The 25,785-nt window shown below is 63.8% G+C and carries 27 protein-coding genes and 1 tRNA gene; 11 read left to right on the top strand and 17 right to left on the bottom strand.

Annotated features, from left to right (window positions below; all coding sequences use genetic code 11):
- Positions 1-454: 454 nt before the first annotated feature.
- The 4 genes from ACOCG7_RS16670 to ACOCG7_RS16655 form a co-directional block, all read right to left on the bottom strand.
- A complete protein-coding gene (locus ACOCG7_RS16670) occupies positions 455-661 on the bottom strand; it encodes a hypothetical protein (RefSeq protein WP_244219972.1) in 207 nt (68 codons plus the stop codon).
- Positions 662-774: 113 nt separating this feature from the next.
- Positions 775-1,227, bottom strand: coding sequence for a DUF3828 domain-containing protein (locus ACOCG7_RS16665; protein WP_073429470.1), 453 nt, complete (start codon positions 1,225-1,227; stop codon positions 775-777).
- Between the two features lie 8 nt (positions 1,228-1,235).
- On the bottom strand, positions 1,236-1,610 hold the full coding sequence (locus ACOCG7_RS16660) for a CHAP domain-containing protein (protein ID WP_421379138.1): 375 nt from the start codon (positions 1,608-1,610) through the stop codon (positions 1,236-1,238).
- Between the two features lie 168 nt (positions 1,611-1,778).
- A complete protein-coding gene (locus ACOCG7_RS16655) occupies positions 1,779-2,144 on the bottom strand; it encodes a hypothetical protein (RefSeq protein WP_208645236.1) in 366 nt (121 codons plus the stop codon).
- Positions 2,145-2,360: 216 nt separating this feature from the next.
- Between ACOCG7_RS16655 and ACOCG7_RS16650 the strand changes: the two genes are divergently transcribed.
- A tRNA-Arg gene (locus ACOCG7_RS16650) sits at positions 2,361-2,435 on the top strand.
- Between the two features lie 113 nt (positions 2,436-2,548).
- Here ACOCG7_RS16650 and ACOCG7_RS16645 read toward each other — a convergent pair.
- The 3 genes from ACOCG7_RS16645 to ACOCG7_RS16635 all read right to left on the bottom strand — a co-directional run bounded on the left by ACOCG7_RS16645 (position 2,549) and on the right by ACOCG7_RS16635 (position 4,066).
- On the bottom strand, positions 2,549-3,253 hold the full coding sequence (locus ACOCG7_RS16645; RefSeq protein ID WP_114162060.1) for a glutathione S-transferase N-terminal domain-containing protein: 705 nt from the start codon (positions 3,251-3,253) through the stop codon (positions 2,549-2,551).
- A 207-nt stretch (positions 3,254-3,460) separates the two neighbouring features.
- Positions 3,461-3,682, bottom strand: a complete 222-nt coding sequence (locus tag ACOCG7_RS16640; protein WP_114162059.1) for a hypothetical protein — start codon at positions 3,680-3,682, stop codon at positions 3,461-3,463.
- A gap of 192 nt (positions 3,683-3,874) precedes the next feature.
- Complete coding sequence (locus ACOCG7_RS16635; RefSeq protein WP_073432721.1) at positions 3,875-4,066, bottom strand: CsbD family protein; 192 nt, start codon at positions 4,064-4,066, stop codon at positions 3,875-3,877.
- Between the two features lie 163 nt (positions 4,067-4,229).
- On the opposite strand from ACOCG7_RS16635, the gene ACOCG7_RS16630 reads away from it, so the two are divergent.
- The 5 genes from ACOCG7_RS16630 (at position 4,230) to ACOCG7_RS16610 (ending at position 8,853) form a co-directional block, all read left to right on the top strand.
- Positions 4,230-4,556, top strand: coding sequence for a hypothetical protein (locus tag ACOCG7_RS16630; protein ID WP_114162058.1), 327 nt, complete (start codon positions 4,230-4,232; stop codon positions 4,554-4,556).
- Positions 4,557-4,829: 273 nt separating this feature from the next.
- A complete protein-coding gene (gene dcm, locus ACOCG7_RS16625) occupies positions 4,830-6,116 on the top strand; it encodes a DNA (cytosine-5-)-methyltransferase (RefSeq protein ID WP_114162057.1) in 1,287 nt (428 codons plus the stop codon).
- 42 nt (positions 6,117-6,158) lie between these two features.
- Entirely contained in the window at positions 6,159-6,605 is a 447-nt protein-coding gene (locus tag ACOCG7_RS16620; RefSeq protein ID WP_114162056.1) for a very short patch repair endonuclease, read from the top strand.
- A 161-nt stretch (positions 6,606-6,766) separates the two neighbouring features.
- Positions 6,767-7,270, top strand: coding sequence for a YbhB/YbcL family Raf kinase inhibitor-like protein (locus ACOCG7_RS16615; protein WP_073432713.1), 504 nt, complete (start codon positions 6,767-6,769; stop codon positions 7,268-7,270).
- A gap of 137 nt (positions 7,271-7,407) precedes the next feature.
- Positions 7,408-8,853 (top strand): MFS transporter, encoded by a 1,446-nt coding sequence (locus tag ACOCG7_RS16610; RefSeq protein WP_114162055.1) that lies wholly within the window; start codon positions 7,408-7,410, stop codon positions 8,851-8,853.
- A 180-nt stretch (positions 8,854-9,033) separates the two neighbouring features.
- On the opposite strand, the gene otsA is transcribed toward ACOCG7_RS16610, so the two are convergent.
- From otsA to ACOCG7_RS16580, 6 genes are all read right to left on the bottom strand, one after another.
- On the bottom strand, positions 9,034-10,461 hold the full coding sequence (gene otsA, locus ACOCG7_RS16605) for an alpha,alpha-trehalose-phosphate synthase (UDP-forming) (RefSeq protein ID WP_073432709.1): 1,428 nt from the start codon (positions 10,459-10,461) through the stop codon (positions 9,034-9,036).
- A 211-nt stretch (positions 10,462-10,672) separates the two neighbouring features.
- Positions 10,673-10,885: a hypothetical protein gene (locus ACOCG7_RS16600; protein ID WP_073432707.1), complete on the bottom strand. Its 213-nt coding sequence runs from the start codon at positions 10,883-10,885 to the stop codon at positions 10,673-10,675.
- Positions 10,886-11,036: 151 nt separating this feature from the next.
- Positions 11,037-11,258 (bottom strand): hypothetical protein, encoded by a 222-nt coding sequence (locus tag ACOCG7_RS16595; RefSeq protein ID WP_114162054.1) that lies wholly within the window; start codon positions 11,256-11,258, stop codon positions 11,037-11,039.
- A 1,016-nt stretch (positions 11,259-12,274) separates the two neighbouring features.
- The gene (locus ACOCG7_RS16590; protein ID WP_073430729.1) at positions 12,275-13,675 is read right to left on the bottom strand and encodes a sigma-54-dependent transcriptional regulator; all 1,401 of its coding nucleotides are present in this window, start codon (positions 13,673-13,675) and stop codon (positions 12,275-12,277) included.
- A gap of 296 nt (positions 13,676-13,971) precedes the next feature.
- Positions 13,972-14,226 (bottom strand): hypothetical protein, encoded by a 255-nt coding sequence (locus ACOCG7_RS16585; protein ID WP_114162053.1) that lies wholly within the window; start codon positions 14,224-14,226, stop codon positions 13,972-13,974.
- Between the two features lie 47 nt (positions 14,227-14,273).
- Positions 14,274-14,591: a DUF883 family protein gene (locus tag ACOCG7_RS16580; RefSeq protein WP_114163431.1), complete on the bottom strand. Its 318-nt coding sequence runs from the start codon at positions 14,589-14,591 to the stop codon at positions 14,274-14,276.
- Positions 14,592-14,947: 356 nt separating this feature from the next.
- On the opposite strand from ACOCG7_RS16580, the gene ACOCG7_RS16575 reads away from it, so the two are divergent.
- The 3 genes from ACOCG7_RS16575 (at position 14,948) to ACOCG7_RS16565 (ending at position 17,513) form a co-directional block, all read left to right on the top strand.
- Complete coding sequence (locus ACOCG7_RS16575) at positions 14,948-16,006, top strand: sigma-54 interaction domain-containing protein (RefSeq protein ID WP_073430732.1); 1,059 nt, start codon at positions 14,948-14,950, stop codon at positions 16,004-16,006.
- A 350-nt stretch (positions 16,007-16,356) separates the two neighbouring features.
- Positions 16,357-16,935: a hypothetical protein gene (locus ACOCG7_RS16570; RefSeq protein WP_114162052.1), complete on the top strand. Its 579-nt coding sequence runs from the start codon at positions 16,357-16,359 to the stop codon at positions 16,933-16,935.
- Entirely contained in the window at positions 16,932-17,513 is a 582-nt protein-coding gene (locus ACOCG7_RS16565; RefSeq protein ID WP_073430734.1) for a hypothetical protein, read from the top strand. Before ACOCG7_RS16570 ends, ACOCG7_RS16565 begins: the two co-directional genes overlap by 4 nt.
- An 88-nt stretch (positions 17,514-17,601) precedes the next feature.
- Here the strand turns inward: ACOCG7_RS16565 and ACOCG7_RS16560 are convergent, their stop codons facing one another.
- Both ACOCG7_RS16560 and ACOCG7_RS16555 read right to left on the bottom strand, forming a co-directional pair.
- Complete coding sequence (locus tag ACOCG7_RS16560; RefSeq protein ID WP_114162051.1) at positions 17,602-18,948, bottom strand: AAA-associated domain-containing protein; 1,347 nt, start codon at positions 18,946-18,948, stop codon at positions 17,602-17,604.
- An 18-nt stretch (positions 18,949-18,966) separates the two neighbouring features.
- Positions 18,967-20,718 carry an ABC transporter permease gene (locus tag ACOCG7_RS16555; protein ID WP_114162050.1) on the bottom strand — a complete coding sequence of 584 codons (1,752 nt, stop codon included), beginning with the start codon at positions 20,716-20,718 and terminating at the stop codon, positions 18,967-18,969.
- Between the two features lie 706 nt (positions 20,719-21,424).
- On the opposite strand from ACOCG7_RS16555, the gene ACOCG7_RS16550 reads away from it, so the two are divergent.
- Positions 21,425-23,116 (top strand): sensor domain-containing diguanylate cyclase, encoded by a 1,692-nt coding sequence (locus tag ACOCG7_RS16550; protein WP_073430737.1) that lies wholly within the window; start codon positions 21,425-21,427, stop codon positions 23,114-23,116.
- 138 nt (positions 23,117-23,254) lie between these two features.
- Positions 23,255-23,521: a hypothetical protein gene (locus ACOCG7_RS16545; RefSeq protein ID WP_073430738.1), complete on the top strand. Its 267-nt coding sequence runs from the start codon at positions 23,255-23,257 to the stop codon at positions 23,519-23,521.
- Positions 23,522-23,582: 61 nt separating this feature from the next.
- Here ACOCG7_RS16545 and ACOCG7_RS16540 read toward each other — a convergent pair whose 3' ends face one another.
- Both ACOCG7_RS16540 and ACOCG7_RS16535 read right to left on the bottom strand, forming a co-directional pair.
- On the bottom strand, positions 23,583-24,899 hold the full coding sequence (locus ACOCG7_RS16540; protein ID WP_073430739.1) for an ATP-binding protein: 1,317 nt from the start codon (positions 24,897-24,899) through the stop codon (positions 23,583-23,585).
- Positions 24,883-25,608, bottom strand: coding sequence for a response regulator (locus tag ACOCG7_RS16535; protein ID WP_073430740.1), 726 nt, complete (start codon positions 25,606-25,608; stop codon positions 24,883-24,885). The genes ACOCG7_RS16540 and ACOCG7_RS16535 overlap by 17 nt, the downstream gene beginning before the upstream one ends.
- Positions 25,609-25,785 lie beyond the last annotated feature (177 nt).

The raw sequence follows: 25,785 nt of genomic DNA, 5'->3' as shown, positions 1-25,785 counted from the left end.
TCCAGCGCAGCCGGGGTATTCGCGAGAGTCCCCGTCCACGAGAATTGCGTGCTGTTCCCTGAGCAATGGTATATCACCGTCGAATCCGCACCCTGTTGAGATGTCCGTAACACAAATCCTTGCTTTTCCGTCAGAGACTCTTGCACGTGGTCCGATATTAGTTTAATAACCAATGAGAATTCGCTTTTATCCTTAATTTGTGTAAATTCGTTGCAAATTTGATTGAATTTTGTTTGGTCCATTTCGTCCAATCCAAGAAATTTAGTTTGATCGCCAGCTTAAATCCGAAGAAGGCTCTTTTAAAATAATCCGACTGATTTTCTGAATTTAAAAGGGTCCGCCGTGCAATTTCTGTGACGCCAGGAATGAACCCCTTCGATTGCCGAGACTAGCGTATTCGCACAACAATATGAGCCTATTCGAGTTGATAACTTGCAAGTTGATGACAAGAGGTCTAGGAACTTTTGGCAAGGGTTCCCGCGCGGTTCACACCGTCGTCGAGCCTGATTTGTCTGACCGCCAGCAGGAACTCGAGACGAATCACCGCGAAGCGCGCGACCGTGTAGATATAGGCCAGGTTGCACGCCGTATGGTCGCGCTCCGGCGCCGCGAAGTTGCGTGCGCTCGCGCGATCATCGGCCGCGACCCTGTCGGCCTGCACCTGAATGGCCGGATATCGGCTCGCCAGAAAGCAGTCTAGCGGTGCTACAGGGACCGCGATCTAGCCTGCGCCGCTCGATCGCCTGCGGCCGCGCAGCACTGGAAATGATTGCTCTATTGAAGGTCGCGGGTGTCATCGACCTTTGTGATTTTCCAGGCATCCCCCTGTTTGCGGAGAAACACCAACACACTGACCTTGTCCGTCGATCCAAAGGTAACGGGCACGACCGCAACATCGTCGAGCATCACAGCGGGGCGCGTTGCGATATTGGCGGCCCAATCGTGCTCGTCGTAGTCCTGCACCTTGGTGAAATAGTCGCTATCGCCCGGCAGCCGATTATGGTGATAAGCGTTGCGCAGCTTGTCGGCCGTCGCTTTGGCTACGTACGTATAAATCCCTTTGTCCATCAACGGATAGACATCATTCGATTGCCGCTTGATGTACCAGGCGTAGAACGCTTTCGTGCTTGCATCAGGCGTGACGCTATCCGCGAGCGCGGCCTGCTGCAAAAACATTCCGCACACGAGCAGCCATACCGACACAGAGAATGTGAATATCTTCTTCATGGTGGGCCCTAGTTGTACCGGTAGGTCTTGTGTGGTGGCTGTGCCTGTCGATAGGCAGTCCCCGGATAGAAGCCTTGCGCACCGGAATGCGTTTGTTTGAAATCAGATACCCAGATCGAGCCGTCAAAAATTGCCATGTGCCCGGCGGGGTGTCCGGGCGCCGGTTGTATCACGACCACGTCGCCTTTCTGCGGCGATCCGGTTGTTTCCCGAAAGCCAACCGCTTGCAAAAGCGGGCCGTAGTCCTTGGCGAAGTGCGCGTGGTGCAGCGAGAGGCCGCCGGCTTCTATCGCCTTGCGCACGTACCTTGCACAGTTGCCGGTGCTGTGGGATTGCGCGTGATCGTCTGCGTAGCTAGCGGCGACGGATTTATCGAATGGCATTCTGTCTCCTGTGAGGAAAGGAAGCGCGGTGGAACGCTACCACACGAGAGGCGCTGAAATCGTCAGAAATGATTCGAAATCGGTCCGCGCCCGCGAAGTTATGCGGGCTGGATTACAGCAACGACAGCCGCCGCTTCGACCTTGATAATCAGGCCGCTTTCACCAGCTTCAACCGTCCTTTCTTCGTGACCTGAGCCGGGTCCAGATTGTGGTGTATCGCTTCAGATTGCGCCAGCCCTTGTGCCCGGTCACGGCGGCCACTTCTGGTCGATGCCGCTGCAGTATGTGGTGCTCGTTCGATTTCGGCACCTCTGCGCGCTTTGAATCGGCGCGCGCCTGTCGGTATTTCCTGACGAGTTCGCCCACGGTCACGGTGGCCGCGTCGACCGCGTTGTGCCCCTTGTCGATCTCGGCTTTTCTCTCCCGCACCCAAGCCTCCGCAGCGGATTCAGTTTTGAACGTTTTTGCTATACTCTGCCCTCGCTTGCGTACCTGGGCACGCCAGCGACTGCCCACCGGCAGGATCGAAGCCATGTGCTTAACCCGTTTGGAAACTGACGCAGTGCCAGATCATTTTCCGGTCTACAGGATCGACCTGCAGCAAAAAGTGTAGCGAAGACTGCTATAAACTGGGGTTCACAGGCTGTCGCGGCGCTTCATTTAGGAAGAAGCAGAAAAGCCGGAAAGCCCACGGGATAAGGCCGAAGCCAATAGCAGCAAGGCTACGGTTTTCGCATCGCCAATATCCATCTCCCTGTAGTTCAATGGATAGAACAAGTGCCTCCTAAGCGCTAGATACAGGTTCGATTCCTGTCAGGGGGACCAAGTAGCTTCCCAGCACTTCCCAAGTTTGCATAAGAAAGCCCCGTAAGCCTTGCGCCACGGGGCTTTTTTCTACCCACAATTGCCCAACACAACCCAGATTCCCTAGGAATGCATCACTGCCGCTTCGGAATCTCCAATCCCCTCACCACCGCCGGACGGGCGACGAACGCGGCCAGCACGCGCCTCACGTTCGCAAAATCCTGGATGCCGACGAGTTCACCCGCCTCATAGAAACCGATCAGATTGCGCACCCAAGGAAACGTCGCGATATCGGCAATCGAATAGGTGTCGCCGAGAAGCCACTCACGTCCTTCGAGCCGCTGGTCCAGCACGCCGAGCAGGCGCCTCGACTCGGCGACATAGCGATCGCGCGGACGTTTGTCCTCGTACTCCTTGCCGGCGAACTTATGGAAAAAACCGAGCTGGCCGAACATCGGGCCAATGCCGCCCATCTGGAACATCACCCACTGAATCGCTTCATAACGGCCGGCGGCGTCGCGCGGAATCAACTGACCCGACTTGTCCGCGAGATACAGCAGAATCGCGCCGGATTCGAACAGCGGCAGCGGCTTATCGTCAGGACCGTGCGGATCGATGATCGCGGGAATCTTGTTGTTCGGATTGACCGACAGAAATTCCGGCGTCATCTGATCGTTGGTGTCGAAGCGCACGAGGTGGGGCTCATACGGCAGACCGGTCTCCTCGAGCATGATCGACACCTTCACGCCGTTGGGCGTGGGCAGCGAATAGAGCTGAATCCGCTCGGGATGCGCGGCAGGCCATTTCTTCGTGATCGGGAAGGCGGATAGATCGCTCATGTGCTGACGTAACCTTTGTGCGAGAGTGGCGACGGGTAATTGGACTCGGGACCATCGGTCGACCGACCGGAATCAAGGCCCCGAACGCGCGAGCGCCAAATATAAACCGACTCCGCGCAACGCGTGCGCAAACGCGCATCAGCGAACGTGGGACTTCGAAGTTCGCTCCGCAGCCGGTTCCCTCACCAAACCCACCGACGCCAGCCGTCACCACAAGTCTTTCGTCGCCGTACCGGCGCGCAGGTTATATCCTTCGCGCCACAATGCCGCGCCGATGGTCAGCATCAGCATCTTCTGCTCGCCGTCGAACTGATCCCAGGCCGAAGCAAGCCAGGTCGCAAAGCTCGCGCAAACGGGTTCGAGGTCGACGGGCACCTTGCCCTCCAGGTACTGCCGCTCGAACATCGAGAGTATTTTTTCGGGTGTCATGGGCGTCTCCTGCTTATTGTTGGATGCGCCAAGTCTAAAGGCGACGCGCGGCGCGCGAAACGTCCGCGGCGCGGACACCGGGTTACTCCCAGGCGAGATCGACCGCGCCGCCGAAGTCCCGCCCCCAAGGCCCGGCCTCGAAAAAAGAAAGGCGCCGAAGCGCCTTCCCGTCGAGCTGCATGCCAACGTGAATTACGGCCTATTGCGTTTTGCGTCGTCCTTGGCGTCTTCCTTTGCATCGCCGTACGCCTTCTGGACCTTGCCGGCGCCTTGCTGCATACCGCCCTTCAGTTCCTTGCCGGGATTGTCCGTGGCCTTGCCCACGGCTTCGTTCACCTTGCCCTTGACCTGCTGGCCCGCACCCTTCACTTGATCCTTGTTCATGTTCGGCTCCCTATCCGCATGTCGGCGCGACACTACGCCAGTAGCCATTTTCAGCAACGGGCGTACCAGCCTGCGTTCGCGTCGATTCCTTCAGCGAAAGGCCCGCACAAAAAAACCGCTAAAGTCCCGCAGCGGCCGGCCGTAAACCCGTCAAGGAGGAGCCATGAACCGCACACTCATCACGCTTTCGGGGTCATCGCAGGCCGCGCTGGCCGATCGGGACATCGCGCACATCACGCGAATCATGCGGCCGGCCCTGCATGGCGACCTGGGCGGACCGATCTTCCCCGCCGCCTACTGGCGCCAGCGTCTGTTCCAGTTGCTCGACACCGGCAGCTTGTCCCACGCGCAACTGTGCGCGGTTGACAGCCTCCTGCTCCAACTCGATCAGTTCGAAAGCGGTCCGCCGCCCGCATGGGACAGGCTGGCCCCCGCGGCCGCCGCATTGTTTCCCCCGCCCTACTCGACCGACGCCGGCCAGTTCGCCTGACGCGCGGCAGCCGTGCGCAGCCCAACCCAACAACGCAGGTCACGCCCCCGCCTCCGCTTAAAAAAATGGCCGCGAACGACGCCGCGGCCTCAACACGTCGCAACGCGGGGACTTCGCGTCACGCCGCAAGCGTACACGACCCAATGTGACAAAGACGTTTAGCCGATCTCCGCCCGGTAGCGTTCGAAATTTCCTGCCCATCCAGCCCGAAACCGAGAAAAATGGGACGACCTTAGGTCATAATGTCCGCAAAAATTCCCAGCAAGGACACCCGTGACCCTCGCCGCACCGCTCGAACTGCTCAGGCAGGCGCGCGCCCGCTTCACTCAACGCGAAATCGCCGCGCACGTCGGCAAGGACATCAAGACGGTGCGTCGCTGGGAAAAAGGCGAAACGCCTTGTCCGGCCATGCTGGAGCCGGCGTTGCGCGACCTGCTGCGCACCGGCGCGCGCAGGAGTGGCCCGAACGGTACGGCCGGCGACGCCAGATTCCGCTTCATCGACCTGTTCGCCGGCATCGGCGGCATTCGCATGGGGTTCGAGGCGCATGGCGGCGAGTGCGTCTTCACCAGCGAATGGAACGATTTTTCCACCAGGACGTACCGCGAGAACTACCCCGCCGGCGACGCGCACGCGCTGATCGGCGATATCGTGTCGTTCCCCGCCGAGGACGTACCGAGCCACGACGTGCTGCTCGGCGGCTTCCCCTGCCAACCGTTTTCGATCGCCGGGGTCAGCAAGAAAAACGCCCTGGGCCGGCCGCACGGTTTTGAATGCACGACGCAAGGCACGCTCTTTTTCGACGTCGCGCGAATCATCGCGGCCAAGCGCCCCGCCGCGTTCCTGCTGGAGAACGTGAAGAATCTGCTCTCGCACGACAAGGGCCGCACCTTCGACGTGATCCTGCAAACCTTGCGCGACGAACTCGGCTACGAAGTGCATTACCGCGTGGTCGACGGCCGGCATTTCACGCCGCAGCACCGCGAGCGCATCATCATCGTCGGCTTTCGCGGCAAGACCGGCTTTTGCTGGGACGATCTCAAGCTGCCAACAACCGGCCCGCGCCTCGGTTCGATCCTGCACCGCACCGACGGCGGCGAGCCGGTGCTGCCGTGGGATCACGACCGCTTCTTCGATCACGCCGGCCAACGCGTGCAGCCCAAGTACACGCTCACACCGAACCTCTGGACCTACCTGCAAAACTACGCGGACAAGCACCGCGCGGCGGGCAACGGTTTCGGCTTCGGCATGGCCTATCCGGACAGCGTCACGCGCACGCTGTCGGCGCGCTATCACAAGGACGGCTCGGAAATCCTCGTTTATCAAGGCGAGGCGCTGCGCCCGCGCCGCCTCACGCCGCGCGAGTGCGCGCGGCTGATGGGCTTTCCCGATACCTTCAGGATTCCGGTCAGCGACACCCAGGCGTATCGGCAATTCGGCAACAGCGTCGTCATGCCCGTGATGCACGAAGTGGCGCGCATCATGCTGCCGCACGTGCAGGCGCTGCTCGCCGGGACGACGCACGATGGCTCGCGGCAGGCTCTATCGCTCCATGCGTGAAACCTCCAATGCGCGCGCCGGTGCGTCGCCACAACCCTGACCATGGTCGATATCGTCGATAGCGCGACGCGCAGCCGGATGATGTCCGGCATTCGCGGCCGCAACACCAAGCCGGAAATCCTGATCCGCAGCCTGCTGCATCGGCAAGGCTTTCGCTTTCGCCTCGACGCGCGCGATCTGCCCGGACGCCCCGACATCGTGCTGCCGCGCTACCGCGCCGTCGTGCTGGTGCACGGCTGTTTCTGGCACGGCCACGACTGCCATCTGTTCAAGTGGCCGCAAACGCGGCCCGAGTTCTGGCGCGAGAAAATCGGCCGCAATCGCAGCAACGACGACAAGGTGCGTGAAGCGTTGCTGGCGAACGGCTGGCGCGTCGCCGTCGTGTGGGAATGCGCTTTGCGTGGCGCCAATCGTGATATCGAAGGTGTATTGCGACGGCTTGTCGAGTGGCTGAAAAGCGACGCGCCGGGCTTCGAGGAGCGAGGCTGAAAGCCAATTGCGGCATGCCGTGCTCACGCGAATGCCGAGGCCGCTGGTGCTACACTCAATTGGCTAACGCAAGGCGCTTTCGCGCGCCGCCATGTCAATGAGCCGGCAGCAAAATCTCGCGCCCCGAGCATCCCAGAACCAACCAGGAAGGGAGGCACACAATGGCTGATTTCCGTCTCTGGTCCGACGATTTCCCCACCAACGGCTTCATGTCGAAAGCCCAGGAATACCACGACAAGTCGTTCGGCGGGGACGGCGAGAACATCTCGCCCGCCCTGCAGTGGGACGCGCCGCCGGCCGATACCCAAAGCTTCGCACTCACCGTTCACGATCCCGACGCGCCCACGGGCAGCGGCTTCTGGCATTGGATCGTGGTCAACATTCCGGCCGACGCGCGCTCGCTGCCGCGCAATGCCGGCAAGGCCGACGGTTCGCTGCTTCCTCAAGGCGCGCTGCAATTGCGCAACGACTACGGCACGGTCGGCTTCGGCGGAGCCGCGCCGCCGCGAGGCGACAGAACGCATCGCTACATTTTCCGGCTGCATGCGCTGAAGGTGCCGCATCTGCCGGTCAATGCGGAGACCACCAACGCGGTCGCGCGCTTCATGACGCACCTGAACGAAATCGACTCCGCCACCCACACCGGCCTGTACGAACTCAAGTAACGCGGAACACGCGACGCCGGTGCGCGGCAGCGGGCACCGGCATCGCCGCTGCCGCGGTCGAGCTTCCGAATGCGGCAAGCAACGCGGGCGGCTCGACGTGCCGCAGCCGAGCCGCTCCACTACAAATCCAATAATCGATGCACGCACGACCATCGCGCCAGAACGATCCCACACCGGCCGAGGCCGCCGACACGCTTCCCGAGGCCACGCACGCGGACAGCGCCGAATCGGGCTTGCCGATCCCGCAACGCTACTGGGCGATGCTCGTCATCGCGCTCGCCCTCACGCTCGCTGTGCTCGACAGCGCGATCGCCAACGTCGCGCTGCCCACCATCGCGCGAAATCTGCGCGCGAGCGCAGCCGGCTCGATCTGGATCGTCAACGCTTACCAGCTCGCCATCACCATTTCGCTGCTGCCGCTCGCCTCGCTCGGCGACCGCATCGGCTATCGGCGCATCTATCTGGGCGGGCTGATGCTGTTTACGATCGCGTCGCTCGGTTGCGCGTTGTCCACCTCGCTGCCGATGCTCGCGCTCGCTCGCGTGGTTCAGGGCTTCGGCGCGGCGGGCATCATGAGCGTGAACACCGCGCTCGTGCGCATGATCTATCCGCGCACGCAGCTCGGGCGCGGCATCGCGATCAACGCGATGGTGGTGGCGGTGTCGTCGGCGGTCGGGCCGACGGTCGCCTCCGGCGTGCTCGCCGTCGCTGCGTGGCCGTGGCTGTTCGCGATCAACGTGCCGATCGGCATCGCGGCGATCGTCGGCGGCTTCAAGGCTTTGCCGTTGAATCCCGGCCATGAGTCGCCCTACGACTACCTGAGCGCGGTGATGAACGCGTTCGTGTTCGGCTTGCTGATTTTCGCGCTCGACGGCCTCGGCCACGGCGAACGGCGCGGCTATGTGGTGCTCGAAGTGCTCGCGGCCGTGGTGATCGGTTACTTCTTCGTGCGCCGTCAGTTGACTCAGGCGGCGCCCCTGCTGCCGATCGACTTGCTGAGGATTCCGGTGTTCGCGCTGTCGATCGGCACCTCGGTTTGTTCGTTCTGCGCGCAGATGCTCGCCTTCGTGTCGCTGCCGTTTTTGTTGCAGGACACGCTGGGTCTGTCGCAAGTGGAAACCGGCTTGCTGATGACGCCATGGCCGGCGGTGATCATCGTCGCGGCGCCGATTGCCGGCGTGCTGGCGGACAAGGTGTCGTCAGGCTGGCTGGGCGGCGTCGGGCTCGCCACGCTGACAGCCGGGCTGTTGCTGCTCGCCACGCTGGGCGCGCATCCCGAGCCCATGCAGATCGCGTGGCGCATGGCGCTGTGCGGCGTGGGCTTCGGCATCTTCCAGTCGCCGAACAACCGCACCATCCTCGCGTCCGCGCCGCGCGAGCGCAGCGGCGGCGCGAGCGGCATGCTCGGCACCGCGCGGCTGACCGGGCAGACGCTCGGAGCGGCGCTGGTCGCGCTGATCTTCGGCGTCGCGCCTCACCACGGGCCAACCGTCGCGCTGTACGTGGCCGCGGGCTTTTCGGCGCTCGCCGCGGTGGTCAGCATGATGCGGATCACGCAGCGAGCCAAGCCGCAAGCCGCCTGACTTCGTCGTACATCCGCTCGTCGTGCATCCGCGATAGGCACGAATCACGCGGACACGAAAAGGGCGCGCATCGCATACGGCGATCCGCGCCCTTCTTTTCTCTTCGCGTTTCCCTACATCGCGGTTCAGACGTGACCAGCATGCGCATTCCCGGCGATACCCGCGCAGCCGCTGATCCAGCTACGACGAAGCCGTCACGTCAGCGAGCTTTACCGCTTTGGCCGTCACCGAGGATGCCGTCGCGACGTTGCGCAGATCGGCGAGGAACGTATCGCGCCAGACGGACAGGTTGTTCTCGCGCATCGGCGCCATCATGTCCGCGTGACGCGCCTGACGCTCGGCGAGCGGCATCGACAACGCACGCTCCAGCGCCTCGGCCATCTGCGACAGATCGAACGGATTGACGACCAGCGCGCCCGGCAGTTGCTCGGCGGCGCCGGCGAATTGCGACAGCACCAGCACGCCCGGATCGGCCGGGTCCTGCGACGCGACGTATTCCTTCGCCACCAGATTCATGCCGTCGCGCAGCGGCGTCACATAGCCGACCTGCGATTGACGGAACAGCGCCATCAGCAGATTGCGTTCGTACTTGCGGTTCAGGTACTGAATCGGCGTCCAGTCGAGTTGCGCGAAGCGGCCATTGATGCGGCCCGCTTCGCCCTCCAGCGTTTGACGAATCCGCTGATAGGTCTGCACGTCCGAGCGCGTCGGCGGCGCGATCTGCACCAGCGACACGCGGCCGTGCCAGCCCGGCGCATTCAGCAGCAGCCGTTCGAACGCCTGGAAGCGCTCCACCAGGCCCTTCGAATAGTCGAGACGGTCGACGCTCATGATCAGCTTGCGCCCGCGCATGCCGTCGCGCAGGCTGCGCACCGGCTTGCGGTCGGTGAACTGCTCGGCGGCCTTGGCGATCGCGTCCGGATAGATGCCGATCGGGTACGCGGCGACCTTGAGAAAGCGGTTGTACGCGTGCACCATGCCGTCCTCGCTCGAGGTGCCGTGCAGGCCGCGCTCGATGAAGTCGACGAACGACTGGCGATCCGCCTCGGTCTGGAAGCCGACCACGTCGTAACTGCACATCGCCTTGACGAGTTCGTCGTGCGGCGGAATCGTGCGCAGCACCTCGGGCACCGGAAACGGAATATGCAGGAAGAAGCCGATCGGGTTCTTCACGCCGAGATCGCGCAGGCAGCGCGCGAACGGCAGCAGGTGATAGTCGTGGACCCAGATGATGTCGTCGGGCCTGAGCAGTTCCTTCAGTTGCCTCGCGAGCGTCGCGTTGACGCGCTGATAACCCGCGTACTCCTGGCGGTCATAGCGCGACAGGTCATTGCGATAGTGGAACGTCGGCCACAGCGTCGCGTTCGAAAAACCGCGGTAGTACTGGTCGTAGTCGCGCTTGGTGAGGCCCACCGTCGCGTAGGTCACGTTGCCCTGCTTTTCGATCACCGGAGGGGACGGCTCGCTCACCGTCTCGCCGCTCCAGCCGAACCAGACGCCGCCGGTTTCCTTCAACGCGTCCAGCACGCCGATCGCAAGACCTCCCGCTGCGGGACGGCCTTCCTGCGTCGGCGCGACACGATTCGATACCACGATCAGTCTGCTCATTGGCGCTCCACCTAGTTCAGTTGTTTCGTTGCATACGGATATGTGCCGCAACGTGCACGCAAGCCGCGTGCCGTTTTCGCAAGGAATCGAAATAAAAATGTATGCAAATGTGACGGACGAGCAGGAACGCGCGACTTGTTCGCGTCGCGAAGAAATTTTTTCTGCTTATACGATCGACGTTAGGACGGTTTTCGCCTGCGGGGGCGCGAAGTCAGGCGTCCTGCTCGGAGCCGAGATCGCGCTGGTATTCGAGCCCTTCGGGGCGCACGCCGCCCTGATTGTGCTCGCCGTCCGGGGGGGCGTCGGGCGCGACGCGGTTCTGCGCGGCGGGATCGGGCGACGTCGGCGGACCGCTTTTGGCCGCGTCGGGCCGGGAATCGCGCTTTGCGTGGCGCGCGGAACGTCGCAGTGCTGGGTGTCTCATGATCGCTGCCTCCAGGGAAGCCCGCCGCGATGAGCGGCATCAATTGAAGTCTAGGGCTTCATGGCGCCGGATTGCCGGTAAAAGATGCGTCGGCTTTGTAACAAGTACATAAATTCGCCTCGCCAGTATGGGGCACGGCGCGCCGGGCGTGTCAGAGTTGCATGCCTCGCGGCCGACGCTGACAGGCTTGTGGCGCCTGGGTGGGCTGCGGCGGTGGATCGCCTATCGGCGGCGGCACCGGTTCGGCTGGTTCGGGAGTCGGATTCGGAATGATGTCCGGCTCGCCCGGCGTGTTGGGCGGCGATGGCGGTTCGATCGGCTCGGGGCGGTGCGCATGCAGGGGGAGCGCGGACGCGGCGGCGTGGTGTGGCATGTCGGTTTCCTCGTCTTTTTGTGGTCTGTATTCGAGGGGAGCAAGGGGTGTGCCGGTTGGGTTTTGGTTGCGCCCGGTTTTTTTGCCTGCTCGGCGGTGGTGGTTTTGTTGGCCTTTCCTTGATTTGTTAGTGGTCTATTGGGGTTGCCCCTGTGCGGGGCGGCACCTACTTTCTTTGCCGCCGCAAAGAAAGTAGGCAAAGAAAGCGGCTCACACCGCCAGCTTTCAAGCGGGTCTTCTGGCTTGGAGGGGGCCGTGGTGCATCTGGAATCCGTGTTCTCGCGCATTCGGCGTTCGTGACAAGGCAGTCATACTTCCCGCCTCGCGCTGCGCGCTCGCCGGAAGCGGCGCGCACGGAAACCAGCGGTTTCATTGCGCGTGTTGGGGGCCATCGGCTTCGCCTCGGCGAGACGCCGCAACCGGGCGGCGTTCTCAGCGCGGCGCTGGACGGAGCGAGCTAACGATGGGACGGCGCACCGACGCGCGCAGCAACTCAACGGCGTTCGGCGAAACGACGGCTGGCGCGAGCAGCGCGAACGGTTTGGAAAAGTAGTGTGAACGCAGAAACTGCCTGCGGTTTGATGAAGTACCGCAAACGCCCGAACCTACCCGCGCTTCGATGAAGTACCGCAAACGCCCGAACCTACCCGCGGTTCGATGAAGTACCGCAAACACCGAAGCTACCGCGGTTCGATGAAGTACCGCAAACACCGAAGCTACCGCGGTTCGATGAAGTACCGCGACGGCGCGCGCAGCGCCGCCGGAAGAATGACTGCCTTGTCACGAGCGCGGAGTGCGCGAGAACACTGATTCCAGATGCACCACGATCCCCTCCAAGCCAGGAGACCCGCTTCAAAGCTGGCGGTTTGAGCCGCTTTCTTTGCCTACTTTCTTTGCGGCGGCAAAGAAAGTAGGTGCCGCCCCGCACAGGGGCAACCCCAATAGACCACTAACAAATCAAGGAAAGGCCAAAAACAACAAAACCACAACCCAAGCCGCCGAGCAGGCAAAAACCTTCAAACATCCGCCCCACCCAAAGCCCGCGACTCATCCGCCGAATCCCCTTCCTCCCGCGCATCATTCCCATACTCGACAAGCCGGTTATACAGCGTCTTCAGACTGATCCCGAGAATCTCCGCGGCACGCGTCTTCACGCCACCGCATTGCTCGAGCGTCGCGAGAATCAGTTGACGATCCGCCTCGGCGAGCGACGTGCCAAACGGTATCGTGATCGCCGTGCCGGCGGTAGGCTTCGACAACGTGATCTGCAACGGCACGGTCGCCGTGCTATCGGAGTCGGTCCCCGACATGATGTGCGCGCGCTGCACGTAGTTCTTCAGTTCGCGCACATTGCCCGGCCACGGGTACGACAGCAGCATTTCCTTCACCGCCGCCGGGAAATGCTTCTTCGTGCCGTGGCGCTCGTTCAGTTCGTCGAGGAACGCCTGCGCCAACAGTTCCACGTCCTTGCCACGCTCGCGCAGCGGCGGCAGGCTGATCGGAAACACGTTCAGACGGTGGTACAAGTCGAGCCGCAGTTTGCCTTCGAGCACCGCCTGCTCGGGATCGCGATTCGTGGCCGCGATGAGGCGCACGTCGGTTTCGATTTCCTTCGTCGTGCCGACCCGCATGAACATGCCGGTTTCGAGCACGCGCAGCAACTTCACCTGCAACTCGATCGGCATCTCGGTGATTTCGTCGAGGAACAGCGTGCCGCCGTTCGCGCGCTCGAAATAGCCCTTGTGCTGACGGTCAGCGCCGGTAAACGAGCCGCGCTCATGACCGAACATCTCCGATTCGATCAGGTTCGGCGAAATCGCGCCGCAATTCACCGCCAGAAACGCATGCTTGCGGCGCAAGCTCAGTTCGTGCAGCGTCTGTGCGGCGACTTCCTTGCCGGTGCCCGATTCGCCCACCAGCATCACGGAGGCCGCCGTCGGCGCAACGCGGCCGATCTGGTCGTACACCTCCTGCATGGCCGGCGAGTTGCCGAGCATCAAGCCGAAGCGGCCCATGCGCCGCAACTCGCCGCGCAACGTGCCGATTTCCGCCTTGAGGTCGCCCGCGCGCGGCAGGCGCGACAGAATCGCCTTCACGCGCTGCATGTTGATGGGCTTCACGAGGTAATCGGTGGCGCCCATTTTCAGCGCGCTCACCGCCGACTCCACCGTGGCATGCCCAGTGATCACGATCACTTCCACGCCCGAGCGCGGATCCAGATCTTCGAACAGATCGACCCCGCTGCCGTCGGGCAGCTTCAGGTCGGTAAAGACGACGTCCGGCATTTGCCGGACCAGTTGAATGCGCGCTTCGCGCAGATCGCCCGCGGTGGCGGTGGTCAAGCCGTCTTCCCCGATGATGGCGGAAAGCGCCTCGCGGGTACCGGCATCGTCATCGACAATCAGTACATGTGGCATCGCGTCTCGAGAGCCTGAAAGCGTGAGTGAAGAAACATGCTAACGCGCATGCCGGAAAAACGGGTCGCGGTCCGTTGCCTCGCGACGCTGCGCCAGCACCGGACGCCAGCGTTTCGCAAAAACGCAGAACCTTCGACTTAGTTCAATAACGCAACAATGACCAGATAAATTCGCATGCGCGATGGGTCATTGTTGTTTATTTGCCTATTATACGGCTTTATCGAGACAAACCGGCAGTGCGTGCCCGAGCGCGCTCGACGCTCGGCACGCCGGCCGAGCACTGCGTGAAGGCGTGGTCAGCCATGTGGAAACGGCCACGCACCGCCGTTGCCGTTCGGATGCGCCGAGCCGTTGCCGCCATGCGTGGCCGCCGCCGTGCCACCGGCGGGCGTGGCAGGCGTTTCCGCCACCGCGCCGCCCTCGCCCTCCCAGCGGCTCAGTTCACGCGCCGCCGGAATCTGCGCGGCGCGGCTACGCTGCACGTAGCGGACCGCGAGAAAGCCGCCGAGCGCCATCAACGCGCCGAAGATGCCGATTTTGGGTCGTGTCATCGCGAACTCCTTTGTCGTCGTGAAGCGGATACGTGCCGAACCGGGCGTTAGCGCGCGCTCAGCACGCCGAGCAGGAAGCCGACGCCCGCGGCAATACCGACCGCGCGCCACGGGTTGTGCCGCACATACTGTTTCGTGTTGACCGCGGCAACCCGATAGCGCCGCTGCGCGCCTTGTTGCGCATCGCCGAGCGCGGATTGCAGCGTCTCCACATGCGTGCCCAGCTTGTCGCGCAACACGCCGACGCCCTCGCCCGGCACGTTGGCCGCAAGCCGCAGCATTTCCTCCGAATCCTTCAGCAGCACTCGCAGGTCCTCGACAATCTTCTGCCCGCCGAGCGCAAGCTGTTGCGTGGTGTCAGTCATCATTCACTCCTCGTCTGAGTTCAGCGGTTGCGGGTGGTTCCGGGTCCGTCATCGCCGATGACGACGCGCATTCGTCGCACACCAAGCCGCGACAGGTCATCGCGCGGGAAACACATGCCTATCGGCTGCATTGCGCAAGGCGCGTGCCCGGTAAAACCATCGCGCGCTCGCGGCGCGGCCGCGCTTCAGGCAGTTTCGACCGACTTCGCACGAATGTCGCGGCTCGTCGTTACACGGATTGCCGTAGGCGGCCTGCAAGTGGTTAAATCGACCTTTGTGAGAGACGGCTTCGGCCCATCTCGTTCCCAGGCCTGCGCGCCGCAACAACGAACCCCCTGGCACAGGACTCCCCGTTTATGACGTCAATCGATGTGGACTCGCCCAGCGTCTCCGCCGGCGGCGGCGCTTCGGCAAACGCGAAGCAACGCGTCGCGGACGTCCCGGGACTGAAATCGTATGGGCTGCTCTACGGCTCGTCGCCGGTGATGCTCGATCTGTACGAGCAGATCGAGCGCGTTGCCGGCACCGACGCGACCGCTCTCATCATTGGCGAATCCGGCACGGGTAAGGAATTGATCGCCCGCACGATTCACGATCAAAGCGGCCGCAAGAACGCACCGTTCGTCGCCGTGAACTGCGGCGCGATCCCCGACGAACTGATCGAAGCCGAACTGTTCGGCCACGAGAAAGGCAGCTTCACGGGCGCGGTTCAAGGCCGCATCGGCTACTTCGAACACGCGAACGGCGGCACGCTGTTTCTCGACGAAGTCACGGAAATGGCGCCGGTGCGCCAAGTCAAGCTGTTGCGCGCGCTCGAGACGGGCACCTTCTATCGGGTCGGCGGCAACCAGTTGATCAGCGGCGACGTACGCGTGATCGCCGCCACCAATCGCGACCCCGCGGTGGCCGTCAAGGAAAACGGCCTGCGTGAAGATCTCATGTATCGACTCGCGGTGTTTCCCTTGCGCGCGCCGCCGTTGCGCGAGCGCGAAAACGATCGCGAACTGCTCGCGCAGCATTTCCTCGCGCAGTTGAACCACCAGGAGGGTGCGAACAAGAGCTTCAGCAAGCGCTCGATCGAAACGCTGCGCACCTGGTCGTGGCCGGGCAACGTGCGCGAGTTGAAGAACGCGGTTTATCGCGCGTTCATTCTCGCGGAGAAGACGGTCGAGCTGCCGCACCCGCACCTCGCGTCGCGTGTGAAGAAGCCCGTGACCCAGGGCGACGCGATGAGCGTGTGGATCGGCACGCCGCTCGCCGACGCGCAAAAGCAGATCATTCTCGGCACGCTCAAATATTGCGGCGGCGACAAGCGGCGCGCGGCCAAGGCGCTCGGCGTGAGTCTGAAGACGCTGTACAACCGCCTGAGCGCTTACGGCGGCGAAGACGGCCCTGAAGAAGAAATCGAGCCGTAAGCCTCGGCTGCAACGCTCACGTGATTCAATCGCGTGAGCGCGCCTTTGGTTGGCCGGTGCCGGAAGTTCACACGCTAGATGCAACGGAAGGTGCAACGAGCGCGTTCAGCGCGTCACGCAATCTCTTATCGATCCCTTCGCATCGCCAATCAAATCGGCGGTCAGCGCAAGCAGAAACCAATTTGCCTCGCATCATCTTTTGCAATTCCTTGCACTTTCCCTCTGCCAATTACAAATGGCATCCTGCAAAATGCGGCAGCGCATATTGCAACGATGGAAAGGCGTGCCGCTCGTTCACACATCGGTTTCGAGTATGAGCGCGCGACACTTGCAGGAGCACGGACAGGGACATGCAAAAAAGTATCGTGTGGGCGGCGGGCGTGAAACAAACGACGAGGCGCGGACGCATCAATACAACAGCGCTCGTTGCGTTGGCAGTGGCGGTGACGTCGGCGCTGAGCGGCTGTAGTTCGCTCTATTCCGAAGGCGCCACCACAAGCGCCGGTATCGCGGGCGCCGCGCTCGCGGCGAAGGTCACCAGCAATGCGGCCGTCGCCACCGGCATCGGTCTCGGCGCGGTGGCCGCGGCCCGCGCCGGCGTCCAGTACTCCGAGCGCGTGGTTCACAAGAACACGCAGGACGGCATCGCAAGAATCGCCGGGCCGCTCGAGGTCGGCGCGGTCGCACCGTGGAGCGTCACTCACTCGATGCCGATCGAGGACGACGAACATGGCCGCGTCACGGTCAGCCGCGCGATCAGCACGGGCGCACTCGACTGCAAGGAAATCGTTTTCTCGGTCGATCAAACCGCCACCAAGAATGTGCCGGCAAGCAGCGCGTTCTACGTCGCGTCGATCTGCCGCGACGGCGACAACTGGAAATGGGCATCGGCTGAACCCGCCACCGAACGCTGGGGCGCGCTGCAATGACGGCGCGCTTGCATCTGCGTTCGCTGGCGGATCGGCGCCAGCGTCCGCTCTTCCGCACGGCTTCGCTTTCCGGCAACCGGCTGCGGCTTCTGCTGGCCGGCGCGGTCTGTGTCGGGGCGAGCCTGTTGACGAGCGGCTGTTCGTCGGTCGGCGCGGCGAGCGGCGCGGCGGCCGGCGTCGCGTCCGGTCTCATCACATCGAATCCGGCGGTGGGCATTGGCGTCGGCATTGCCGTGCAGGCCGCGACCGACGAAGCGATCGGCCGCTACATGCGCACCATGCACACCGACCAGCAGAATATGATCGCCGCATTGGCGGGCGCGATGCCGGTCGGCGAGACGCGGCCGTGGGCGGTCAAGCATGCGCTGCCGATCGAGAACGGCCACGGCCAGGTGCGCGTGACGCGCGCGTTCGGCTCGGCCCTCGCGCTGTGCAAGGAGTTCGTGTTCTCGGTGCAGGACGGCGACGGCCCGAACGCACATGAAGACTGGTACACCGCGAGCGCCTGCCGGCAGGACAAAGGCTGGAAGTGGGCGTCCGCGGAACCGGCGGTCGCGCGCTGGGGTGCGCTGCAATAAGCGCGCGGCAAAACTCGGGCGGCAATGAAAAAACGGCAGGGAGACCCTGCCGTTTTTACTTGAAACGCATCAATCGGCCGGAACGCCCTTAAGACTCCACGTCTTCCAGGCTGAAGATTTCCGTCTGGTCGTTGTACGAGAAGATCTCGCCATAACGGCCCCAGTTGATGACCGCGTCGAGCGTCTCTTCCGCGGCGCTGTCCGACAGGAAATCCTCCAGCTCCTGCTCGAAGCGCACGCGCGGCGCGCGATGCCCCGGCCGCTCGTTCAGCACCTTCTTGATCCGCGCGGCGAGCGGCACGTGCCGCAGCAGATGCTCGGCGAACATCATCTTGCGTTCCTGGGTGCCGAACTCGGCGAACACACGCGCCGGCGGCGTCAGGAAAATATCGCCCTCGCGCACGTCCGCGAAGCCCAGGTGTTGCAGCACTTCGGCCACCGGGAACAGATCGTCCACTTCCAGATGCAGCGAGCGCGCGATCTCCGGCATGTCGGCGCGGCCATGATACGGCGCGGCGGCGAGCGTCTCGATCAGACCGGCCATCAGGTTGGTCGACACGTGCGGCAGCCAACTGTGCAGCTCCAACCCCTTCTTGGTCTTTTCGTCGGTCTGACGCGCGGTCATCTTCGCGTAGATCTCGTCGACGAGCCGCCGGAACGCCGGATCCAGCCGGTTGCGCGGATGCTTGAACGGCACCTTGATCTCGGCGATCACGCGGCCCGGATTGGACGACAGCACGAGAATCCGATCGCACATGAACACCGCTTCCTCGATGTTGTGCGTGACGATCAGCACCGCCTTGATCGGCATGCGGCCTTGCGTCCACAGATCGAGCAAGTCGGTGCGCAGCGTTTCGGCCGTGAGCACGTCGAGCGCGGAGAACGGCTCGTCCATCAGCAGCAGCGTGGGATCGACCACCAGCGCGCGCGCGAAACCGACGCGCTGACGCATGCCGCCCGACAACTCGCGCGGATAAGCATTCTCGAAGCCGTCGAGACCGATCAGGTCGATCGCGGCAAGCGCGCGTTCGCGGCGCTCGCGCGCGGCCACGCCCTGCGCCTCGAGACCGGCTTCGACGTTCTGCAGCACGGTCAGCCACGGGAACAGCGCGAAGGTCTGAAACACCATTGCGACGCCTTTCGCGGGACCGTCGAGCGGCTTGCCCATATATGTCACTTCACCGTCGGTCGGTTCGATCAGACCGGCGATGATGCGCAACAGCGTCGACTTGCCCGAGCCCGAGCGGCCCAGCAAACCGACGATCTCGCCTTCGCGCAGCGACAGGTTCGCGTCGTCGAGGACGAGCAGTTCGCCCTGCGACTTGTTGAACCCGCGGCACACGTCCTTGACGCGCAGGATCTCTTCGCCGAGGCGCGGCGGCTTCGGCGGCGTCTGGATCGGCGCGGCGGTGATAGCAGCTTTAGGATTTTGCATCGCGTTTTGCCTTATTACTCAATCGAGCCGGAGCTTGGCTTCGGCATAGGCGTACATCGGACGCCACAGCAGGCGGTTGAACAGAGTCACGAACAGGGACATCACGGCGATGCCCACGATGATCTTCGGGTAGTCGCCCGCCTCGGTGGACCGCGCAATGTAGGCGCCGAGTCCGTGCGCCATCACCCGGGTGTCGCCCCACTGAACGAATTCGGCGACGATGCTCGCGTTCCACGCACCGCCCGAGGCCGTGATCGCGCCCGTCACGTAGTACGGGAAAATGCCCGGCAGAATGGCCTGGCGCCACCATTGCCAGCCGCGAATGTGGAAGTTCTTGGCCGCCTCGCGATAGTCGTTCGGATACGAGGTCGCGCCGGCAATCACGTTGAACAGGATATACCACTGGGTGCCGAGCACGATCAGCGGCGACAGCCAGATATCCGGGTTCAGATGGAAGCGCACGATCGCGATGACGAACACCGGGAACAGCAGGTTGGCTGGAAACGCGGCCAGAAACTGCGCGAGCGGCTGGATCTTCTCGGCAAGCGCCGGACGCAGCCCGATCAGCACACCCACCGGCACCCACACCACCGACGCCAGCGCGATCAGCAACACCACGCGCAACAGCGTGATGAGACCCAGCACGAGCACATGGCCGACTTCGTCGAGCGAGACGCCGGTGCGCACGTAGATGAACACCCGATACACCACGTACACGGTGCCGGCCAGCACCAGCGCCGCCCACGCGATGTCGCCAACGCGCGAGCGCTTCTGGATCCGCGGCATCTGAAAGCGCCGCCCCTGGATCGCCGGCAAGCGGAACGGCACGCGCGCGGCCTTCGCGAACATCCAGCCGAGCGGCACGAGCAGGCGGTGAATCAGACGCGTGCGGCGAATCAGGTCGAGCAGCCACGATTCCGGCGCGTCGCCCGAACTGGTGGTTTCCATGCGGAACTTGTCGGCCCATGCGACGAGCGGACGGAACAGCAACTGGTCGTAGGCGAGAATCACGACCGTCATCGCGAGGATCACCCAGCCGATCGCGTGCAGGTTCTGCTCGACGATCGCCTGCGCCAGATAGGCGCCGATCCCCGGCAACGTGATCGAACGGTTGCCGACCGTGATCGCCTCGGAGGCGACCACGAAGAACCAGCCGCCCGACATCGACATCATCATGTTCCAGATGAGGCCGGGCATCGAGAACGGCACTTCCAGCTTCCAGAAGCGCTGCCACGAGGTCAGGTGAAAGCCGCGCGAGACTTCGTCGAGATCGCGCGGCACGGTGCGCAGCGACTGATAGAAGCTGAACGTCATGTTCCACGCCTGGCTCGTGAAGATCGCGAAGATCGCCGCGAGTTCGGCGCCGAGCACGCGGCCCGGAAACAGCGCGAGAAAGAACGTGACCGTAAACGAGATGTAGCCGAGCACCGGCACCGACTGCAGGATGTCGAGAATCGGCACCAGCACGAGACCCGCGCGGCGGCTCTTGGCGGCCAGCGTGCCATAGGCCAGCGTGAAGATCAGCGAGGCGACCATGGCCGCCAGCATGCGCAGAGTGGTGCGCATCGCGTATTCAGGCAGGTTCGAGGGGTCGAGCGAGATCGCCTGGGTCTTGAGCGTCGACATCGGCGCAAGCGTCTCGTGAAAGCCGATCGCCGCCATCGCGATGATGCAGATGATCAACGGAAAGGCGACGAAGTCCCAGCGATTGGGCAACACCCGCCATGCCGACGCATTGGCGGTGCGCTTCAGGTTGAAGTTGAAATCCATCAGGCGCGCTCCCCGTTCATGCAGGCGTTCGAACGCGGGAAGGCGGCCGCGGCTTCGCCGCGGCGGTCTGAAGATCGGTCCGGAAAGCGGAAATCAGGCATGGCAAAACGCGTGTGCGCGGTAAATCGTTAGCGTGGGTGACACGTGGACCGGTGACGGACGTGTCCGTGGACGAGTCGCCCAGGACCGTAACCATCAACCCGGACTCCCGTCGCCGCAGGCGCCGCCCGTGGGCTGGCGAGCTTTCCTTCTTTTGGACGGCACGACACTACACCATCCTATGTTTCAGGCACAACCTTTCATGGCAAATCGCGGCGAATAACAGCAGCGCTCCGCCGCCGGTCCTTTCACTAACGCCGCCCATGCCTTGCCGCGAGCCGTTGCTCACGGTGCGAACACCAACATGTCCGATAAGAGCCAAGGCGCGGCGGCCGAAGCGATCTGGAAAACCCGCATAGCCATTCAGAAACCGGTGGCCTGGCCGTTAAGAACCTGATCGGTGCGCCGCGCGCACTTCGCATTCCCGGAATAAGGGTGGCGTCTGTCCCCACGACGGTTAAAATCAGGAGGCGAGGCGCCACATCGCGGTTTATCCCGGACCACGGCGGCGGCCTATCGCCAACCGCTTCAACAGCAGCGAAACGGCGCGGGCGCGCTGCCACGAATGAGCTAGTTGCATGCCACAGCCAGACGGATCAGAGGGTCGATGAACAGGACAACCTTGCGCCAGGCAACCGGGCCGATCAGTTTCGCGCTGGTCATACTGGTTTGCTGGTTCGTGGCCGGCATGGTCGCGGACCGGATGGTACAGCAAGAGCTGGGCGCGGCCTTGCGCGCGCAGCGGCAAATGTCCACCTCGATCGTCGACAACATGGCCGAGGTGATCGCCAGCGACCTCGCGATGTCTCGGGCCATTCCCGCGACCATGGCCGAAATGGACCTGATCCAGCACGCGCTGGTGCAATCGCAGAATTATGCCGCGAACGGCGAAGCGACGGAACCCGCCCGCCGCGCCGCGTTGTTGAAAGACGCGCGGATCACCGCCGTGAGCGGCTTCCTGCACGACGCGCAAGGCTTCTCCGGACTCGACCAGATCTGGCTCGTCAACGCCAACGGCATTTGCGTCGCATCGAGCGACTCGATCAATAACGCGTCAGCGGCGGAGCGTTCGTTCGTCGGCGTCGACATGCGCTCGCGCAGCTATTTGACGAGCGCGCTGGTCGGCGCGTTTTCGGAAGCCTACGGCGTCGGCCGCACGAGCGGCGAGCCGGGCATCTTCATTGCCGCGCCGGTGTACGCGGACGGCGTGCTGGTCGGCGTGGTGTCGGCGAAGGTCGGGATCGCGCGGCTGCGCCACTGGGTCGCGCATGCCGGGACCTTCGTCGCCGACGAGAACGGTGTCATCATCATGGCCCACAACAGCGAACTCGAAGGCCACGCGCTGCCGAATTCGCGCGTCACGCAGATGAGCGTGTCAGAGCGCAGGCTCATCTATCGCCGCGAAACCTTTCCGGACATGCGCATCAAGGTCGATGCCCAGGTGCGCGAGCAGGCGCCCTGGGTGCCCACGGCCGTCGCCGGGCAACTGTTCGGCATGACCGAGCAGCCCACGCCGTCGCTCTATCAGGCTCGCGGCGGACTGAACTCGGGGCTGTCCGCGCATCTGGTCGACCCGCTCGCGGCGTGGCCCGAACTGCTGCGCAATCATAAGCGCGACCATCTGCTGGTGTTCCTGACGCTGGCCGGCACGGTTGCGCTCGCGTGGGTGATCACGGTCTCGTATGTGCGCGAGCGGCGCCACCACCGCGCGACGCGCGATCTGGCCGAGCAACTGCAATCGGCCAATACCTTGCTCTCGGCCGAGGCGCGTCACGACGCGCTGACGGGCGCGCTGTCGCGGCGCTATTTCCTCGATCTGCTGCGCCACGAGATCGAACGCGCGCGTGCGAACAACGAGCCACTGTGCATGGCGATCGCCGACCTCGACCACTTCAAGCAGATCAACGACCGCTTCGGCCATGCCGCCGGCGACCGCGCGCTCGAGCATTTCGTCGAGACGTGCCGCACCGAACTGCGCGGCGCCGATGCGATCGGCCGGCTCGGCGGCGAGGAGTTCGGCTTGCTGCTGCCGGCCACGGATCTGGCCGGCGGGCGCGAGGTGGTCGAGCGACTGCGCCTGCGTCTGAAAGCGGTGCCGTCACCCAAGCTGCCGCCCTCCGTGGGCTTGAGCGTGAGCATCGGCATCACGGAACTCTCGCCCGACGATCTGCCCGAGCGGATCATGAGCCGCGCCGACACGGCGCTGTACGCGGCGAAAACAGGCGGCCGCGACCGCACCGAAGCGCTCCCGCCCGACGACACCGCGCCGCCCGCGCGCACGGTGGCCAGCGTCTGGTAAAGCCGTCTTGCCGAGCCGGCGTCCGATCGAGCGCGTTCGCTGATGCAACGCAAGTCCCGGCCTCGGGGTCCCGTGGCGAAGCAGGTATCATCGACCTGAATATCGAGGTTGCCGCTACCGCTTTAACGGGAGATTTGCATGAAGGGAAATCTGGTCATTGTCTGTCGCGATCAGGATGCTGACGCGTTCGACCATCTGCTGGCCGAATACGGCGCGTTCCAGACGCGCCTGTCATCCACGACGTGGTATCTGAAACTGGATGTCGCGCCGGAACTGATTCAGGAAGAGATACTCGCGAGGCTGGGCAAATACACCACGCACTACATCTTCGAAGCCGAAACGGTGACGTGGAATACGGTGGACAGCGAAGCGGCGACCGCGCTGAACACGCTGTTCTCCGACTAACGCGCACGCAGCGCAAACGCGCCTGCGATACCGCCACAGCGGAGCAGGCGCCGCGCCGAATCTACCAGGCGCTTTCCGAGGCGGCCGCGGCACGCGGCACCGCCTGAAACGGAAAGCTCATCGACACCCGCAAGCCACGCCCGCCGTGGTTGCCGATTTCCCACTCCCCGCCCGCACGCCGCACCAGCCGCTCGACGATGGCAAGGCCGAGGCCGCTATGGCCGTTGCCGCCGCGCGCCGGATCGAGCCGCACGAACGGCCGGCTGGCATTGATGACATCTTGCGCGGCGATGCCGCCGCCGTTGTCGCTCACCGACAGCGTGAAGCCTTGCGGCGTACGCGCCGTGGCGACGACGATCGGCGGCGCGCCGTAGGCGTGCGCGTTATCCAGCAGGTTCGAGAGGATGCGGTCGAGCGTGGCGGCGGGCAGCACGAATCCCGGCCCCGCGTGCAGTTCGGTCTGCACGGTGGGCGCACCCGCGGCCACCGCGCGATAACTGCGCACGACCCGCTCGCATTGCGCGTCCACTTCGACCGCTTCGCTGCGATCGGCGCCGTCGTGCGCGAACACCAGGAACTGCTCGACGATGTGCGTCATCGAATCGACGTCGCGCACCACGCCATCGCGCATCTTCGGCTCGTCCATCATTTCGGCGCGCAGGCGCAAACGCGCCAGCGGCGTTTTCAGGTCGTGCGCGACGCCCGCGAGCATCACCGCGCGGTCGTTCTCGGTTCGCTCCACTTCACGCACCATCTGGTTGAAGCCATGCGTGAGCTGACGCAATTCGCGCGGACCGCGCTCGGGCACCGGCGGCACCGGCAAGCCGCGACCGAAGCGCGCCACCGCCTGGGCGAGCGAGCGCAACGGCTGCTGCAACGCCCATGCGGCGAACAGCGCCGCCATTACGGCGAACGAGAAAATGATGGCGAGCCACAGCACCATGCGGTCGATCGAGCGCGGCGGACGCAATGGCTGCAGCGGCACGACGATCCAGCTGCGGTCCGTGGGGGCGCGCACCCACAGCGTAGGCGGGTGGCCCGGCCGGTCGATCCGCACCTGGGTGCCGGAGGGCATGCGATCGCGGACGTCATCGAGAAAACGGCTGGGCGACGGCGGCAGATCCGGGTTATCCGCGGGCACGTCGGGGCTTGCCGGATCGACCAGCTTGACGCGCGACGGCAAGGGCTGATCCGGCGAACGGGCGACGTGCTGGCGCACCGCGTCGACGAGAAAAACGGCTTCCTCGACGGCATAGCGCGTTTGCGACTGGCTACGCTCCAGACGCATCAACGCGTACCAGGCGAAATGCGACAGCAGCAGCACCGCGACGACTAGCAGCGCCAGCCGCCCGAACAGCGAATCAATGGGCCGGCGCATGCTGGTCGCCGTCGGGGACGAACACGTAGCCGCGGCCGCGCACCGTCTGAATGAAGCGCGGCGTGGACGGATCGGTTTCGAGGATGCGGCGCAGACGCCACACCTGCACGTCGATACCGCGGTCGGTGCCGTCGTATTCCGGACCGTGCAGCAGTTCGAGCAGGCGCTCGCGGGTGAGCGTGCGCATGGGGTGATTGACGAAAATTTTCAGCAGCGCGAATTCGCTGCCCGACAGCGTGAGCGGCTTGTTTTCCATATGCAGCGTGCGCGACTGGAAATCCAGCGTGAAGCGGCCGAAGCTGAACGGCTCGCGCTGCTCCGGCGCCGCCGACGACGGCAGCGTGCGGCGCCGCCGCAGCACCGCCTGCACGCGCGCCAGCAACTCGCGCGGGTTGAACGGCTTGCCGAGGTAGTCGTCGGCGCCGAGTTCGAGCCCGACGATACGGTCGACGTCGTCCGCACGCGCGGTGAGCATGATCACGGGAATGTCGTCGCCCGAGGCGCGCAGCTTGCGCAGCGCGGTCAGCCCGTCGACGCCCGGCATCATCAGGTCGAGCACGATCAGGTCGGGACGCTCGCGTTCGAGCCTGCGCTCGAGCGAGGCGGCGTCATGCAGCACCGAAACCTCGATGCCCTGACGGGCCAGATAGTCGCGCAGCAGGTCGCGCAATTCGACGTCGTCGTCGACAACAAGTATTTGAGTAGCCATGGAATGAAGTTTAACGCGCAGCAGGAAGGGTTTCTGTTTCGATAAGGCCCGCAAGGGTTACCGGGTGTTACCGTGAAAGCCGCACGTAATGGCCCGTAATAGCGGCGTCGAGCCGCGTAACACAGCCCGAGGCGCAGTTCTCTACGCTGTGTCTTACCGAATGCAGGCCGCCTACTT

Source organism: Paraburkholderia sp. DD10, from assembly GCF_049177125.1.
Classification (GTDB): domain Bacteria; phylum Pseudomonadota; class Gammaproteobacteria; order Burkholderiales; family Burkholderiaceae; genus Paraburkholderia; species Paraburkholderia terricola.
Note: the sequence above shows the minus strand (reverse complement) of the source record. Positions and strands in the feature narration are given on the sequence as shown.